Origin of the sequence: Maribacter sp. 1_2014MBL_MicDiv (assembly GCF_001865655.1) — a bacterium.
GTDB classification, from domain to species: domain Bacteria; phylum Bacteroidota; class Bacteroidia; order Flavobacteriales; family Flavobacteriaceae; genus Maribacter; species Maribacter dokdonensis.
Genome location: NZ_CP011318.1, coordinates 1 through 16,780, shown reverse-complemented (window position 1 = coordinate 16,780; position 16,780 = coordinate 1). Strand labels below are relative to the sequence as shown.

Below are 16,780 nucleotides of genomic sequence, written 5' to 3'. Positions count from 1 at the left end.
CTAAAGATTAAAATTGTAAGTTACTGCCGGCACTATGCCAAATATAGAGGTTCTTACAGCCTCATTTACTCCGGTGTCATCATTCTGTCTAAAATTAATAGAAGCTGCATTTCGTCTATTATAAACATTATATAAGCTAAAGACCCATTCACCTTTTAATTTTCGGTTCTTATTTTTTTTAGGTTTCAAAGTAGCCGATAGGTCAAGGCGATTGTATGCCGGTAATCGTTGAGAATTTCTTAAACCATAATAAGGCACGGTTAAATCTTGAAATTCAAATTGACCGACGGGGTAATTGGTAGGTTGCCCGGTTTGGTATGTGAAATTTCCACTAAAACTCCATTTATCTGTTAGATCATAACTTATGAACAAAGAAATGTCATGCGTTTTATCGTAAGGCGTATTGTACCAATTCCCAAAATTAATTCCGGTTTCAACATTGCTACGACCATTGTCTATAACAGGCGCTCTACCAGGTGTGCGTTGTTCGGATTTGGACAGGGTATAGGCTAGCCAACCCTGTAGTTTTCCCTCATTTTTCCGCAAAAGAAACTCCAGCCCATAAGCACGCGCTTCGCCATTTAGAATTACTTGTTCAATGGCATTATTGGCAATAAGATTAGCACCGTCTATATAATCTATTCTATTTTGGACATCTTTATAGAAGACTTCAGTTTCTAAGGAGAAATTTCCATCATTAATATTTTTAAAGTAACCAAAAGCATATTGATACAATAGCTGTGGCTTTGTAAATGGTCCACTTGGTGTCCAAACGTCTAAAGGGGTAGGCGAGCTGGTATTTGAAAGTAGATGTAGGTATTGAGCTAATCTAGTGTAACTCGCTTTAATAGAGCTAGATTGATTTAAGGTATATGAAAGGGAAACTCTTGGTTCAAAATTGCTAAAATGAGACAGCGTAGTTCCTCTACCGGGATTTATAACATCTATAGGGTCTGCTTCTTGATAGATGAGTAAAAAGGGATCATAAGTAACCGGATTGTTATTGGCATAGACATTTAATTCATCTTGCCCTAGTCTCATAAAGTGACTAAAACGCAGCCCGTAACCTACACTCAAATTTTCGCTTAATCTGTGTTCAAAATCAACATAAGCGGCAAATTCATTAGCATATTTTTCAATTAGTTGTTCTTCAATAATGCCAGACTCTGAATTGCTTGGTTCAATTTTACCTGGGTTAAACTGGTAGTAGACGTTGTTAATGCCGTAATTGATCTGCAATTTGTCTGTGGCGTAATGTTTAAGGTCATATTTAAGATTAAAGTTTCTTATGCCTGAGTTCCAATTAAACCCTACAAAATCTAGTTTTAACCCGTAATAGTAATCAGAGTAAATTAAAGATAGGTTGGAGAAAAGTTTGTCAGAGAATAAATGGTTCCATCTAAAATTACCCACAGCATTACCATAGGTGTTTACAAAACTATCGTTGATACCAAAGACATCTCTACCAAAATATCCAGAAAGAAAAATGTTATTTTTCTCATTTAATCTATAGTTGAATTTGGTGTTTAGGTCATAGAAATATGCTGTGTTATCAACATCGAACAACGGAAGGAACAAATGGGCGTAAGAAGCTCTACCGCCAATTAAAAAAGCTGCTTTGTCTTTTTTAATGGGACCTTCTAGCAAAAATCTACTGGCAACTGCACCAATACCGCCATTCATTTTAAACTCTTTGCTATTGCCTTCTTTTTGAAATATATCTAGCACAGATGAAACTCGACCGCCATAGCGGGCAGGTATGCCACCTTTATATAGTTTTACATCTTTAATGGCATCTGGATTAAATACAGAGAAGAATCCAAAAAGGTGAGAAGAGTTAAAGATGATGGCTTCATCTAATAGAATAAGGTTTTGATCAGCTGCTCCACCTCTCACGTTAAAACCCGAGGCACCTTCACCGGCATTGGTTACACCGGGTAGTAGTAATATGGATTTTATGACATCTGCTTCACCTAAAATCACCGGTATTTTTTTAATAGTACCTACTGAAAGGGTGTTAACGCTCATTTGTGGCTTTCTGATATCCATTTTTTCCACATTTTCCGTAACCACTACTTCCTCTAATTGTTCAGCTTCTTCGCTTAACAAAAAATCTTTACGTCTATTTTCTGTCAATGTTATTTGTTGAGTGATATCCTCAAAACCTAAATAACTTATTAGTACCGTATAAGTACCTTGTGGAAGGGTGATGGAATAAAAACCGTATTCATTAGTGGTGACACCGGTTTTTAACTCTGGTATTGCCACTGTAACGCCAATTAATGTTTCGTTACTGCATACTTCAGATATAGTACCGCTTAGTGTATATTTTTGTTGGCCCTTAATATTATGGGGTAAGCTTAAAAATAAGATGATAAGAATCGGTAAAAGTACTTTCATCAATTTTTTAGTGTAAAAATACTTAGAATAGATCTATACTCCTAAAAGTAATTAAAGGTCAAAAAAAATACCCTTAAATTTAATTAAGGGTATTCATAGAAGTTAAAGTTGAATTAAATGGATTCTAATATTCCATTTAAAGTAGTACTTGGTCTCATTGCTTTTTGAACCAAAGCGGTGTCTGGCTTATAATAACCACCCACATCTTGTGCTGATCCTTGTGCATCTATCAATTCTGAAAGGATATCATTTTCCTTGTTATTGATTTCTGAACTTACTTTAGAGAAAATAGCTTTTAATTCAGCGTTATCATCTTGTAGCGCCAATGCTTCTGCCCAGTATTTTGCCAAGAAAAAATGACTACCTCTCGTATCCAGTTCTTTTACTTTTCTTGAAGGAGACTTGTCGTTCAATAAAAATTTCTCGGTAGCGCTATCCAAGGTGTCACCAAGAACCTTTGCTGCTGCATTTCCATTCTTTTCTCCATAGAACTCCAAAGAAACGCCTAATGCTAAGAATTCACCCAAAGAATCCCATCTTAAATGACCTTCCTCTAGGAATTGTTCTACGTGCTTTGGTGCTGAGCCACCTGCTCCTGTTTCAAAAAGTCCACCGCCGTTCATTAAAGGAACAATCGATAACATTTTGGCACTTGTTCCTACTTCCAAAATAGGGAAGAGGTCAGTAAGGTAATCTCTTAATACATTTCCGGAAACAGATATAGTATCCTTGCCATCTTTCATTCTTTTTAATGTGAAAGCTGTGGCTTTAATTGGAGACATAATTTGGATGTCCAAACCATTAGTGTCCTCTTGTGCTAAATATGTATTTACCTTCTTAATTAACTCGGCATCATGTGATCTGTTCTCGTCTAACCAGAAAACAGCAGGCACATCGGTAGCTCTTGCTCTAGAAACTGCCAATTTTACCCAGTCTTGAATAGGAGCGTCCTTAACCTGGCACATACGCCAAATATCGCCACTGCTTACGGTATGCTCAAGTAATACTTTACCACTAGTGGTGTCAACTACCTGTACAGTTCCGCTTTGGCTAATTTCAAAGGTTTTGTCATGTGAGCCATACTCCTCTGCCTTTTGTGCCATTAGACCAACATTTGGTACGGTACCCATAGTAGTAGGGTCAAACGCACCATGTTCTTTACAGAAATCAATGGTAGCCGTATAAATACCTGCATAGCTACTATCTGGTATTACAGCTTTGGTGTCTTGAGATTTACCTTCCGCATTCCACATTTGTCCAGAGTTTCTGATCATAGCTGGCATAGATGCATCAATAATAATATCACTTGGAACGTGTAGGTTGGTAATTCCTTTGTCTGAATTTACCATTGCTAGATCTGGTCCTTTAGCCAAAGCTTCATCTAAATCTTTAGTAATGGCATCTTTTTCACTGGTGGGTAATTTTTCAATCTTCTGGTACAAACTGGCAAGTCCGTCATTAGGGCTAATACCTAATTCATCGAAAGTATCTGCATATTTTACAAATACGGGTTTAAAGAAAGTTTCAACAACATGACCAAAAATAATAGGGTCGGAAACTTTCATCATTGTAGCCTTTAAATGCACTGAAAAAAGGATGCCTTTATCTTTTGCATCTTTAATTTCTGCTTGAAGAAAATCTAGCAAGGCTGTTTTGTTCATTACCGTTGCATCGATAATTTCCCCCTTAAGCAGGCTTAAATTATCTTTTAGAACAGTTTCTGAGCCTTCGGAAACCAATTTTATCTGTACCGTAGTGGCATTGGCTAATGTTGTTGATTTCTCATTGGCCTGAAAATCGCCATCGCCCATTGTTGCTACATGAGTTTTAGAGCTAGAACTCCATGCGCCCATGCTATGAGGATTTTGCTTTGCGTAATTCTTTACAGCTCTAGGAGCTCTACGGTCAGAGTTACCTTCCCTTAAAACAGGGTTTACGGCACTACCTTTAATTTTATCGTACTTCGCCTTTATTTGCTTTTCCTCATCAGTTTTAGGCTCGTCTGGGTAGTTTGGTATGTTGTAACCCTTAGCTTGCAATTCTGCGATAGCCTCGTTCAATTGGGGAACCGATGCACTTATGTTAGGTAATTTTATAATGTTTGCTTCTGGCTGTTTTGCCATGTTGCCCAATTCTTCCAAATCATTGGACACCTGTTGTTCTTTCGATAAAAACTCTGGAAAGGTAGCAGCAATTCTGCCGGCTAAAGAAATATCTTTAGTTTCGATTTCAATTCCTGATGATTTTGTGAAAGCTTTTACAATAGGTAAAAAAGACTCTGTAGCCAATGCAGGCGCCTCGTCTGTTTTGGTATAAAAAATTTTGGACATTTGCAGTTTGTTTTAATTTAAGCGGAACAAATATACAATTTTCTAAAGGTATGAAAGTGTTGAAAATGGCTTAATATTTCAGGCAGGAGGGAAGTTTTGTTAAATAACAAAAGCCATATCAATGTACGCATACAATGATATGGCTTTTTAGAAAAAGTTTACGGACAGTTTGTTTTGATTTTTCATCAAAACGGCAACCCTTGATTGCATCCGCTTTACTGATTCAACGTTTAAAATGTTTTTCGATTCCCAGGTTAGGCAACCCGGCATCTACACAGCATTTCTTTTTTATTGTCATCATTGAATAATAAAAACCTAATATATAGTCTCTTTACTATTCAACTAATCTTAAATTTAATTAGCGACAGCCAATAAATTTAAAATTTACCACATTTAATAATCATTAAATGTTTTGGTCAAACAATAATACGATAGAACGCAAACTTCGTAATGATTTTAAAATAGGCATTTTTCTAAATCTCTATTTCGTAACCATGTTCTAATTTACAAAAAATAATAATACAAAGCTTAAAAATGTAATCTTTTATTAATCAACATGTTATAAACAGGTGTTATTCACTTTTGTTCATAAAAAAAGCACTGTTCTAAAATAAAACAGTGCTTTATATTTATTTGGATATAAAATTTATCCTCTTACTTCTTTAATTCTAGCTTTCTTACCAGTTAATTCACGGAAGTAGTAAATTCTAGATCTACGTACTTTACCACGTTTGTTAACTTCAATTTTTTGAAGTGCAGGTAAGTTAATTGGGAAGATACGCTCAACACCAACTGTTCCAGACATTTTACGAATAGTAAATGTTTCTGTAGAACCGGTACCTCTACGTTGTATTACAACACCTTTAAAGAACTGTGTTCTTGTTTTTTCACCTTCCTTAATTTCGTAGTAAACAGTGATTGTATCACCAGCAGAAAATTTTGGAAATTCTTTTTTAGTTACGAATTCGTCTTGTACAAATTTTATTAATGATTCCATTGTATAGTTAAAATTGGAATTAAATCAGAGCAACGTTCACGATTATCGTCAGAGGTTGTTCTAACAGGCTGCAAAATTAGTATTTAAATTTAATCACGCAAGTATTTATTTGCTTTTTCTTTAATTCTCAAAATTATGTTACTCTAGCAAATCTGGACGTAATTTTTCGGTACGTTCGTATGCTTTGTTTTCTCTCCATTCTTCAATCTTGCCAAAGTTACCGCTTAATAGTACGTCTGGCACAGTCATTCCTTTATACTCCGCAGGTCTAGTGTATACGGGTGGGGCAAGCAGACCATCTTGAAAGGTGTCAGTTAGTGCTGATGTTTCATCATTAAGTACGCCTGGCAATAATCTAATGACTGCATCGCATAAAACTGCGGCACCCAATTCTCCACCTGAAAGTACATAGTCGCCAATGGATATTTCTTTGGTTATAAAAAGATCGCGTACACGTTGGTCAACGCCTTTATAATGACCGCAAAGAATTATTATATTTTTTGCCAACGAAAGTGTGTTGGCGGTTTTTTGATTTAGGGTTGCGCCATCTGGAGTCATATAAATGATTTCATCGTATGCTCTTTCAGACTTTAAGCTAGAGATACATTTGTCAATGGGCTCTATCATAAGTACCATACCGGCTCCTCCTCCAAACTGATAATCATCTACATTTCTATATTTTGTATCGGTATAATCCCTGAGGTTATGAAAATGGACTTCAACCAAATCTTTTTCTATAGCTCTTTTTAAAATGGAAGCTTCAAATGGGCTAGTGAGTAGTTCGGGCAATACTGTAATTATGTCTATTCTCATTTTTTGATGTGCATCTTCATTTAACCTGCCAAAAGTAATGAAAACAGTGGGAATCTTTCTCCCAGCCAAGCTTTTCATATAATTTTTGAGCTGGGTTGTCAATAGCGGTCTCCAGGGCAAGGCCTTTATAACCATTTATTTTACAGAATTCTTGGGATTTTAGTAGTAATTGTAGTCCTACGGATTTACCTCTATGTTCGGCTGCAACATACAAATCGTTTAATATTATCGATTTCTCTATGCTTACCGAGGAAAAGGTGAAATAGAGCTGAACAAAGCCAATGGCGTTTTTTCCTTCATAAGCAGCGAATATTACGGATTCGTTATTTGTCACTCTGTCCTGCAGAAATATTCTTGCGGCATCTAAATCAGATTTCATTTTATAAAAAACCCTATATCCATCAAAAAGAGGTATAATGTCGTTAATTTCTGATGTCGTTACTTGTTCTATTTTGACCATATAAAAAAAAAGCTCCAAAATGGAGCTTTAAAAATTTACTTAGTTTTTTTCTGTTTGTTAATCTCGTCTTGTAGCTGTCTACTTATTTTTTGTTCACGCTCTAATGCCCTTCTTCTGTGATCTTCGTATTCAACTTCTAATTCAGATAAGTTTTGTTTGGCTTCTTGAGTCAGTATATTACTATTTCTAAATTTATAAATAAATAAACCAAGGGTAAGAAACAATGCGCCTATAATAGTCCATAGTACAAAATTATATGTTCCCTTGGAAACTGGTAAGCCAAGAAAAGACATACTATCTTTTTCTTCGGTAACCAGACCCAAATTAGTGGTGGTCTCCTCCAATTTTTTATTTAAAGATGTAATTGTAGTTTCGTGTTCTGCAATTGTAGCCTTTAACTCACCTGTTTTTTTATTCATGGCGGCAATGGAGTCAAGAACATTTTTTCTAATTTTAAATAAATTAGATTCTTTTACCACTTCATATCTAACACCATCTGCTCTATAGTTTCCTGATCGCTTGGCTATATAATCGAATTGATTACTGATCGGTCCTTCATCTAATGATAACTTATCTTCCTCTTCTTCGGCATTTTGTGCAAATTGTACATTACTAGCTAATAATAAGGCTAGTAATAATAGTATTCTATAGAAATTCATGTAATAGATTCTTAGGTTAATTTGAATAATTTAGAGTTGACTAAAGTACTTTATAAATATTGAATTATGAAAAAAATATAAAGCTTAAACATTCTTTATTTACCTACGTTCTTAATTAACAAATAGATCTTTTCTTTTTAAAAATTAATAATAGGTAAAACGTCTTACTTTGGCAATGTATTTGGCTAAACGAATTACTTGATGAGAATAACCATACTCATTGTCATACCATATATATAATATAACACTCTTTCCTGTACCGGAAACTATTGTAGCCATGCTATCGTAAATAGATGGGGCAGAGGTTCCTATAATATCGGAAGAAACCAATTCTTTATCAAGTGAGTATTTTATTTGTTCAACTAAATCTCCTTCTAATGCATATTTCTTGATCATGGAGTTTACACCTTCTAGTGATGTTTTTTGATTGATTTCCAAATTAAGAATAGCTAATGATCCGTTGGGTACAGGAACTCTAATGGCGTTAGAGGTAAGTTTGCCTTCCAAAGAAGGTAAGGCTTTTGTTACTGCTTTGCCTGCACCGGTTTCAGTAATAACCATGTTGAGTGCCGCAGCACGGCCCCTTCTGTATTTACCATGCATATTGTCTACCAAATTTTGGTCATTGGTATAGGCGTGTATGGTTTCTAAATGTCCTTTCTCAATGCCAAAAGTTTCTTCTATTGCCTTTAAAATAGGAGTTATGGCGTTTGTGGTACATGATGCTGCAGAAAATATATCTGTGTCATCAGGTGAATATTCTAAATGGTTTACACCATGTACTATATTGGCAACTTCTTTGCCTGGAGCGGTTAATAAAACTTTGGCGGCTCCGTTGGCTTGTAAATGCCTTTCTAATTGTTCTTTAGTTCTAAAAGCTCCTGTATTGTCTATCACCAAAGCTTCGTTTATACCGTACTCCGTATAGTCAATTTCTTCTGGCATATTGGCATATATAACATGTACAGTTGTGCCATTGATGATCAATTTTAGGTTTGAGTAGTCTACTTTTACGGTGCCATTAAAAATACCGTGTACAGAATCTGTTCTAAGTAGGCTGGCTCTTTTTTCAAGGTTTTCAATACTAGGTTTGCCTCTTACTACAATAGCTCTAAGTCTTAATTGATTGCCTTTTCCTGTTTTGGACATAAGCTCTCTTGCAACTAATCTACCTATTCTTCCAAAACCATATAGTACTACATCTTTAGGTTCTATACTTTTGAAGTCTTGAGCAGATTGTAATTTATCTATCACAAAAGATTTTACATTGTTAAGAATGTTGGTGTCAGAATGGTATTCGTAGGTTAATTTACCAATATCTAACTTAGAAGGTGGCAACGCCATGTCTGAAATTGACCTTAGTATTTCTACAGAATCAAAAATAGAAATGGGTTTTTGTACAAATTCACCAGCATACTCATGCAAGTGCATTATATCGCTTACATTTTTGTCAATAACCTGATTTTTAAAAAGGACAATTTCAATGGATTTGTCATACCAAAGATCACTTACGATTTTGATAAATTCCGTTGTAGCTTTTCTACGATCCGCTTGAAATGCCAGCTCTTTTTCAAAAGTGGTTTGTGGAGCCATAATTAGTTGATTAATTTTATAATTCGCACAAAACTAGAAAAATTAAGCACTTTAAATAAATATTTTTCAAAAAAAAGCCTTCGTTTTTGCGAAGGCTGTATTTTATTGGGTTTTGTTATTGAAATATGAGGCGGTCTCTTTGGCCATTGGATCCTAACATGGTAATCACGGTTTTTCCATATTTTGAAATGCCGCCAAATGCTGTATATGCATCGTCAATATTTCCTATTTCTTGATCATCGATTTTGACGATTACTTTTTCTGATAGGCCGTAACCTCTGTAACGTTCCGGTACTCCAATAATTTTTACACCCGTTTTGGTTTTGTATACCTTCTTATCTTGTTCCGTTAGGTTTTTAACTTCTAAGCCCATCTCCGGAACCACTAAGGTTTGTCTCTCCTTAAGGGTTAATGGTAATATTAGCTGCTCGTCTTTTCTATCTATTACAATTTCTAAAGTGTCACCTGGTCTTTTTGTGGATAAGTATCCTGTTAGATCAGGGTATTTGTGCACATCGATTTCATCAACTTTTTTGATAATATCACCGACTACGATTCCGGCCTCCTGGGCTGCAGATTCTTCTTCAATAAATTCAATGTACACCCCATCAATATTGTTTATGCCTTTTTCTATAGCATCTCTTGTGTTTACAGGTGCAGGTCTAATGCCCATAAATCCCTTTTGAACATTGCCGTATTCTAAAATATCCTGAATTACTTTTTTTGCAATATTGCTGGGTACCGCAAATGAATAACCTACATAAGATCCCGTTTGCGAGGTTATTGCTGTATTGATACCTACGAGGTCCCCATTAGTGTTTACCAATGCACCACCTGAGTTTCCGGGGTTTACGGCGGCATCTGTTTGAATGAAAGATTGGTTTTTCCCAAGATTTCTAGCTTTTGCACTGACAATACCCGCAGTTACGGTAGAAGTCAGGTTAAAAGGATTTCCAACAGCTAATACCCATTCGCCAATTTTGGTTTGGTCGGAATCACCAAATGCCAAGTAAGGCAATTTTTCATTTGGGTCTATTTTTATAAGGGCAATATCAGAATTTGGATCAGTTCCTATCAACTCGGCATTGTATGTTCTGTTATTGTTCAAAGTAACCTGTAGTTGATTTGCTCTACTAATTACATGATTATTGGTGACAATATATCCATCAGAAGAAATTATTACTCCAGATCCCGTACCTACTTGCGGTACTACTTTTCCACTGGTACCGTAAAAAAAGTCGAATATATTGGTAGGGGCCTTATTAATGGTTATGTTCTTTACGTGGACAACGGCATTCACGGTATTCTCGGCGGCATTAGTGAAATCCACCTCATTGATACCCGCACCTCTAGCGGAAGTAGGTGTATAACTTGCGTTTACTATTCCGTTATTATTATCTTGGGTAATAATGGTAAAATTTTCCTTTTCGAAAAATAGTTTATAAGCACCCAATGTAATCGCACCTGCAAAAACGGATACAAATAGGAGACTAGCTATTCTTTTCATATTCATTAATATTTTAACGTATTCTACACAAAATTACTTGATTTTATGCTATTATATAAGCGTTTAACTACTTTTTAACTACACTTTAAAAAGTAATAATGTACTATCTTTGGAGCTTTGTTAAAGCATGGAAAATACATTTTATAAATATCAAGGTACAGGTAATGATTTTGTAATGGTAGATAATCGTAATGGACAGTTTCCAAAAGACGATTATCCATTGATTGCAAAAATCTGTAATAGACGATTTGGCGTAGGTGCAGACGGTTTAATTTTATTGGAAAATGATGCAGAAACCGATTTTAGAATGGTCTATTTCAATGCGGATGGCAAAGAAGGGAGTATGTGTGGTAATGGTGGTAGATGTATTGTTGCTTTTGCACATTTTTTAAAGGTTATTGAAAAGGAAACTGTATTTATAGCGGTTGATGGTTTACATGAAGCTACAATAACAGATGATGTGGTAAGTCTTAAAATGTTGGACGTTAAAGAAATAAAGGAAAAAACCAATGCTCTTTTTATGGATACGGGATCACCGCACCATGTACAATTGGTCAATGGGTTAAAATCGTTTAATGTTGTAAAGGAAGGTGCGCGCATGCGCTATGGTGTGTATGGTGAAAAGGGCAGTAATATTAATTTTGTTGAAAAGAATGACGAAGGTGGTTTTGATATTAGGACTTATGAACGTGGGGTAGAAGATGAAACCTTGTCTTGTGGAACTGGAGTAACTGCGGTGGCTCTTGGAATGTATCACCTAGGGAATACAAAAGAAAATACGATCGGTATCAAAGCCCTTGGTGGTAATTTGGAAGTTTCATTCAAAGAACAGAACGGTTCTTATTCGGATATTTACCTAAAAGGGGAAGCTAAACAGGTTTTTAAAGGTGAACTAACGTGGTAACATTGAAAGGAAAACAGATTTATCTAAGGGCTTTGGAAAAAAAAGACCTTGATTTTCTGTATCTATTGGAGAATGATACCAGCGTATGGGAAGTTAGTGGAACGGTAACTCCATATTCAAAAGACGTGCTTAGATTTTATTTGGAGAATGCGCATAGGGATATCTTTGATGTTAAACAGTTACGTTTGGTCATTTGTACACATGAGCATAACACATTGGGGTTGATAGATGTCTTTGATTTTGAGCCAAATCACAAAAGAGCTGGTATTGGTATTGTGATATTGAACCAGGCAGAAAGAAATAAGGGGATTGGGGCAGAAGCAATTACCTTACTTACGGAGTATTTGTTCGAAGCCTTAGGATTACGACAGGTATATGTCAATATATTAGAAGATAATTTGGCTAGCCTTCATTTGTTCCACAAGTTAGGATTTCAACAAGTTGGGGTCAAGAAAGATTGGGTGCGCTTTAAAAATACCTTTAAGAACGAAATATTATTACAAAAAATAAATAATTGATGTATATCAAACGTATTTTATTGGGTGTGGTGCTCATAGGGTTGATAGGTGGTGGAATTTTTGCCTTTATGGTTTATGGTACATTTTTTACCCCAAATACCAGCTTTAATAATGATGAGGCCATTGTATTTGTACCGACCGATGCTACTTTGATGGATTTGGAAGAGCGTCTTTCTCCTGTTTTAGAAGACTTTAGTTCATTTGAATCTGCGGCCGATCGAAAAGGTTACTTGGGTAATATAAAGGCCGGTCGATATAAGATAAAGAAGGGTATGAATAATAATGAGATTGTAAACTCATTAAGAAGTGGCAATTTGCCTGTAAAGGTATCTTTCAATAATCAAGAAAATATTAATGATTTGGCAGGAAGAATTGCAGGGCAAATTGAGGCTGATAGCGTTTCTTTAGTTGCGGCATTTAGCGATAATGAGTTTTTAAAGGCGAACGGATTTGATGATGCCAATAAAATATCATTGTACATTCCTAATAGCTATGAATTTTTCTGGAATACATCGGCTGAAGGGTTTAGGAGTAGAATGTTAAAGGAGTATAATAGATTTTGGACGGATACACGTAAGGATAAAGCTAAAGCACTTGGCTTGAAACCAAATGAAGTTATTGCTTTGGCATCCATAGTACATAAAGAAACGGCAAAAGTTGATGAGCGTCCTACGGTTGCCGGGGTGTATTTGAATAGGTTAAGAAAAAGGATGTTGCTTCAAGCCGATCCTACCGTTATATATGCGATAAAGAAAGAAACGGGTAATTTTGATACCATTATTAAAAGGGTCTTGTATAAGGATTTGGAAATGGATTCACCTTATAATACCTATAAGTATGCAGGATTGCCGCCAGGGCCAATTGCAATGCCGGATATAACCGCAATTGATGCGGTTTTAAATCCTAAAAAACACAATTATTACTATTTTGTAGCCAATGTTGAAAAGTTCGGTTATCATATGTTTGCAGAGAATTTAACGCAACACAACCGAAATAAAGAGCAGTACATCCGATGGATTAACGCTCAGAAAATCAACAGGTAAGCTTTCATCCGAATTTTAGAACTTGTTAACTAATTCTGTATTCTTTTAACAGAACCTTCTAAAACTCTTAAAATTTCAGACCTACCTTTGCCTCAGAAATTTAAGCAGGCAAATAGTAGTCGCCATAAGTCTTAAGAAACTATATGTATGAGAAGATGGATATTAGCAAGTTGTCCTCTAATTGTTACGTTTATAATTTCTGGTTATGGGTTTAAACCCTTTAAGGTAGATGTGCCTAATCAGTTAAAAGTAAACAAGCCAGAGCTGGTTTCTTTTCCGGAAGATGAAGCTCTATTGTCAAATTATCAAATAGCTCCCCCTTTTCTTGGTCGCCAATTTATAGGTTTCAAAGAAGCTTTAGCTTTTAAGGAGTCTCAAGGAAACTATTTTGTAACCAATACTTTTGGTTACTTAGGTAAGTATCAATTTGGGTTGGGCACTTTAGAGTTGGTCGGTGTTTACAATGGAAATGAATTCTTGAATAATCCTGAATTACAGGAAAAAGTTTTTCATGTTAACACGTCACGTAACAAGTGGATTTTAAGAAGGGATATTAAACGCTATGTAGGTGTTCGCATGAACGGTGTTGAAATTACCGAGTCGGGTATTTTGGCAGCAGCGCACCTTGCAGGACCGGGTAATGTGAAATTATATTTAAGGTCTCATGGTCGTATGGAAATCACCGACGGGTACGGTACAAGTATTTCTAACTATATGAAAAAGTTTGCAGGTTATGATGTCTCAATGATTGAAGCAAAACGTAACCCAAGAATCTAAGAGTTTAAGTAGATATGAAAATGTGAAACCTTGGCACTAGTTTGTCAAGGTTTTTTTATGCTTGGATTATAAATATAGCCGGTCTTTTGTGTAGATCTACATTTTCTTTTTTCCAGTTAATTGCTGTTTTGGTCTTAATGTATTCGGTAGGTAATGTAATATCGACAGCAACACATATATTTGTGCTTGGTGCAAGGGTTTTAATCAACTCTTCAAGCATTTTATTGTTTCTGTAAGGTGTTTCTATAAATACTTGAGATTGGTTTTCTTCTTTTGATCTACGCTCTAAATTTTTAATATATTTTTTTCGGTCAGAACTGTCAATAGGGAGGTACCCGTTGAATGCAAAATTTTGACCGTTCATGCCACTTGCCATTAAAGCTAATAAAATGGAAGAGGGACCTACTAATGGAATAACTTGAATGTTTTTGCTATGGGCTATTTTTACCACGGCGGCACCAGGATCGGCTATACCTGGGCAACCAGCTTCAGATAGTATGCCTACATCGTTACCTTGCAAGCAAGGGTTTAGAAAAGTGGGAATTTCTTCTGGTTCAGTGAACTTGTTAAGAACAAAAAGTTTTAAGCCAGGTTGGGATTTTCTGGGACTTATTTTTTTTATAAAATGTCGAGCGGTTTTTTCGTTCTCCACCACATAATGATCAAGTCTCTCTATGGTTTGTTTTATAGAAATGGGTAATACTTCTAACGGTGGCATATCGCCAAGCGTAGAAGGAATCAAATAAACTTTTCCAATTTTACCGTTTTGTGTGCTCATTTATTAATGGTCTAATCTGGCTGCAATTATATTACAAGCTTTATCTATCATTTGAAAAACGGTTTCAAATCCGTCGTCTGCATCATAATAGGGGTCTGGCACTTCTTGGTCCATGGGGTCAATTTCATTCAACAAAAGCTTTACCTTTTCGGCATCTGCTCTATTTCTGGCCATACCAATTATATTGCCATAATTGCTTTTGTCCATGGCATATATCACATCAAAAGTGTCAAAATCAGATACCAAAAATTTTCTACAAACTTGTGAGCTAATGTCGATGTTATGGTTTTGTGCTACTTTTATAGATCTTGGATCAGGTGCATTTCCAATGTGATATCCTGCTGTACCTGCTGAGTCTACGTGTACTTTTGTTGTGTCAACTTTACTTTTAAGAATACCCTCTGCCAATGGAGACCTGCAAATATTACCTAGGCAAACCATTAACACCTTCATTTAGTATAGAATTTAAGAGAATTTCTTAGTTAGGTCATCAATATACTTGCGAAACTGCTTGTCTGTTTCGGCTAAGTTATCCACTGTTTTGCATGCATGAAGTACCGTAGCGTGATCACGCTTTCCAATTTGTGAACCAATACTTGCCAATGAGGCTTTAGTGAACTTCTTGGCAAAGAACATGGCTAATTGTCTAGCTTGTACAATATGTCTCTTTCTTGTTTTGGACTGTAATGTTGCAACATCCATCTCAAAATAATCGGAAACAACTTTTTGTATGTAGTCAATAGAAACTTCACGTTTAGTGTTCTTTACAAATTTTTCAACTACTTGTTGTGCAAGCTCAATGGTAACCTCTCTTTTGTTTAGGGTTGATTGTGCAATAAGTGAAATTATGGCACCTTCAAGTTCTCTAATATTGGTTTTAATGTGTTTAGCAACATATTCAATAATATCTTCTGGTATCTCTACACCATCTCTATATAACTTGTTTTTTAAGATAGAGATTCTTGTTTCGTAATCCGGACTTTGTAATTCTGCGGATAATCCCCATTTAAAACGAGATAACAACCGTTGCTCAATATCCTGCATATCTACAGGAGCTTTGTCAGATGTAAGAATTACTTGTTTTCCGTTTTGATGTAAGTGGTTGAAAATATGGAAGAAAACATCTTGCGTACCAGACTTACCTGATAAGAATTGTACATCATCAATAATCAGAACATCTATTAACTGGTAGAAATGGATAAAATCATTTCTAGTGTTTTTCTTTACGGATTCAATATACTGTTGGGTAAATTTTTCTGCAGAAATATAAAGCACTGTACGCTCAGGGTACTTGTCTTTTATTTCAACACCAATGGCGTGTGCCAAGTGTGTTTTTCCTAATCCGACACCACCAAAAACCAATAACGGGTTGAAAGATGTACCTCCCGGTTTGTTGGCTACGGCCATACCGGCAGAACGTGCCAAACGGTTAGAATCTCCCTCAAGGAAATTATCAAAATTATAATTAGGATTTAATTGAGATTCTATCTTTATGTTTCTAATCCCTGGAATAACAAACGGATTGCGTAGTTCAGGGTTTTTAGATTTAATGGGTACATCCATTTCCTGGGCGGCCATTGCACCTCTATTTGAACTAGGAATTTTTTCTGTAAAAGGCTCTTTATTGCCATACGTATTTTCCATACGTATGATATATACTAATTTCGCAGTCTCTCCTAATTCTTTAGTTAATGCAACCTTTAGCAGTTTAACGTAATGCTCTTCTAGCCACTCGTAAAAGAATTTACTTGGTACTTGAATGCTTAAGGCATTTTCTGTAAGCTTTATAGGTTTAATGGGTTCAAACCATGTTTTGAATGCCTGCGGTTGGATATTATCCTTAATAAACACCAAACAGTTTTTCCATACGGAATTAGCAGTAACATTCATAATAATCTATACTCTTTTAATGGTTAGCTTTTAGCTAAAAGAGATTGAATTTTTTCAATCTAAGTTCTCGTTCAACTTGGGCAAATATGTGAACAAATTATTTAAAAAAAA

General features: G+C 35.6%; 15 protein-coding genes. 4 read left to right on the top strand and 11 right to left on the bottom strand.

Features of this window, described 5'->3' with window-relative positions:
* The 8 genes from YQ22_RS00075 to YQ22_RS00040 form a co-directional block, all read right to left on the bottom strand.
* Positions 1 to 2,400, bottom strand: coding sequence for a TonB-dependent receptor (locus YQ22_RS00075; protein WP_071339575.1), 2,400 nt, complete (start codon positions 2,398 to 2,400; stop codon positions 1 to 3).
* 113 nt (positions 2,401 to 2,513) lie between these two features.
* Positions 2,514 to 4,730 carry an NADP-dependent isocitrate dehydrogenase gene (locus tag YQ22_RS00070; RefSeq protein ID WP_071339574.1) on the bottom strand — a complete coding sequence of 739 codons (2,217 nt, stop codon included), beginning with the start codon at positions 4,728 to 4,730 and terminating at the stop codon, positions 2,514 to 2,516.
* 646 nt (positions 4,731 to 5,376) lie between these two features.
* The gene (gene rplS, locus YQ22_RS00065; RefSeq protein WP_058102993.1) at positions 5,377 to 5,727 is read right to left on the bottom strand and encodes a 50S ribosomal protein L19; all 351 of its coding nucleotides are present in this window, start codon (positions 5,725 to 5,727) and stop codon (positions 5,377 to 5,379) included.
* 138 nt (positions 5,728 to 5,865) lie between these two features.
* Complete coding sequence (trmD, locus tag YQ22_RS00060) at positions 5,866 to 6,540, bottom strand: tRNA (guanosine(37)-N1)-methyltransferase TrmD (protein WP_071339573.1); 675 nt, start codon at positions 6,538 to 6,540, stop codon at positions 5,866 to 5,868.
* A gap of 16 nt (positions 6,541 to 6,556) precedes the next feature.
* Positions 6,557 to 7,018 carry a GNAT family N-acetyltransferase gene (locus YQ22_RS00055; RefSeq protein WP_232231251.1) on the bottom strand — a complete coding sequence of 154 codons (462 nt, stop codon included), beginning with the start codon at positions 7,016 to 7,018 and terminating at the stop codon, positions 6,557 to 6,559.
* A gap of 17 nt (positions 7,019 to 7,035) precedes the next feature.
* Entirely contained in the window at positions 7,036 to 7,659 is a 624-nt protein-coding gene (locus tag YQ22_RS00050) for a hypothetical protein (protein WP_058102990.1), read from the bottom strand.
* A gap of 144 nt (positions 7,660 to 7,803) precedes the next feature.
* The gene (locus YQ22_RS00045) at positions 7,804 to 9,252 is read right to left on the bottom strand and encodes a glyceraldehyde-3-phosphate dehydrogenase (protein WP_058102989.1); all 1,449 of its coding nucleotides are present in this window, start codon (positions 9,250 to 9,252) and stop codon (positions 7,804 to 7,806) included.
* 115 nt (positions 9,253 to 9,367) lie between these two features.
* On the bottom strand, positions 9,368 to 10,759 hold the full coding sequence (locus YQ22_RS00040; protein WP_058104254.1) for a S1C family serine protease: 1,392 nt from the start codon (positions 10,757 to 10,759) through the stop codon (positions 9,368 to 9,370).
* Positions 10,760 to 10,886: 127 nt separating this feature from the next.
* On the opposite strand from YQ22_RS00040, the gene dapF reads away from it, so the two are divergent.
* The 4 genes from dapF to YQ22_RS00020 all read left to right on the top strand — a co-directional run bounded on the left by dapF (position 10,887) and on the right by YQ22_RS00020 (position 14,001).
* Positions 10,887 to 11,663, top strand: coding sequence for a diaminopimelate epimerase (gene dapF, locus YQ22_RS00035; RefSeq protein ID WP_058102988.1), 777 nt, complete (start codon positions 10,887 to 10,889; stop codon positions 11,661 to 11,663).
* Positions 11,657 to 12,181, top strand: coding sequence for a GNAT family N-acetyltransferase (locus YQ22_RS00030; protein ID WP_071339571.1), 525 nt, complete (start codon positions 11,657 to 11,659; stop codon positions 12,179 to 12,181). The genes dapF and YQ22_RS00030 overlap by 7 nt, the downstream gene beginning before the upstream one ends.
* Entirely contained in the window at positions 12,181 to 13,224 is a 1,044-nt protein-coding gene (mltG, locus tag YQ22_RS00025; protein WP_071339570.1) for an endolytic transglycosylase MltG, read from the top strand. The genes YQ22_RS00030 and mltG overlap by 1 nt, the downstream gene beginning before the upstream one ends.
* A gap of 147 nt (positions 13,225 to 13,371) precedes the next feature.
* Positions 13,372 to 14,001: a hypothetical protein gene (locus tag YQ22_RS00020; protein ID WP_058102985.1), complete on the top strand. Its 630-nt coding sequence runs from the start codon at positions 13,372 to 13,374 to the stop codon at positions 13,999 to 14,001.
* Between the two features lie 55 nt (positions 14,002 to 14,056).
* On the opposite strand, the gene YQ22_RS00015 is transcribed toward YQ22_RS00020, so the two are convergent.
* Genes YQ22_RS00015 through dnaA form a run of 3 tightly spaced genes read right to left on the bottom strand, consistent with a single transcriptional unit; the run spans position 14,057 to position 16,669 of the window.
* Positions 14,057 to 14,779 (bottom strand): SAM-dependent methyltransferase, encoded by a 723-nt coding sequence (locus tag YQ22_RS00015; protein WP_071339569.1) that lies wholly within the window; start codon positions 14,777 to 14,779, stop codon positions 14,057 to 14,059.
* A 3-nt stretch (positions 14,780 to 14,782) separates the two neighbouring features.
* Positions 14,783 to 15,232: a low molecular weight protein-tyrosine-phosphatase gene (locus tag YQ22_RS00010; protein WP_071339568.1), complete on the bottom strand. Its 450-nt coding sequence runs from the start codon at positions 15,230 to 15,232 to the stop codon at positions 14,783 to 14,785.
* 12 nt (positions 15,233 to 15,244) lie between these two features.
* Positions 15,245 to 16,669 (bottom strand): chromosomal replication initiator protein DnaA, encoded by a 1,425-nt coding sequence (gene dnaA, locus YQ22_RS00005; RefSeq protein WP_058102982.1) that lies wholly within the window; start codon positions 16,667 to 16,669, stop codon positions 15,245 to 15,247.
* Between the last annotated feature and the right edge of the window lie 111 nt (positions 16,670 to 16,780).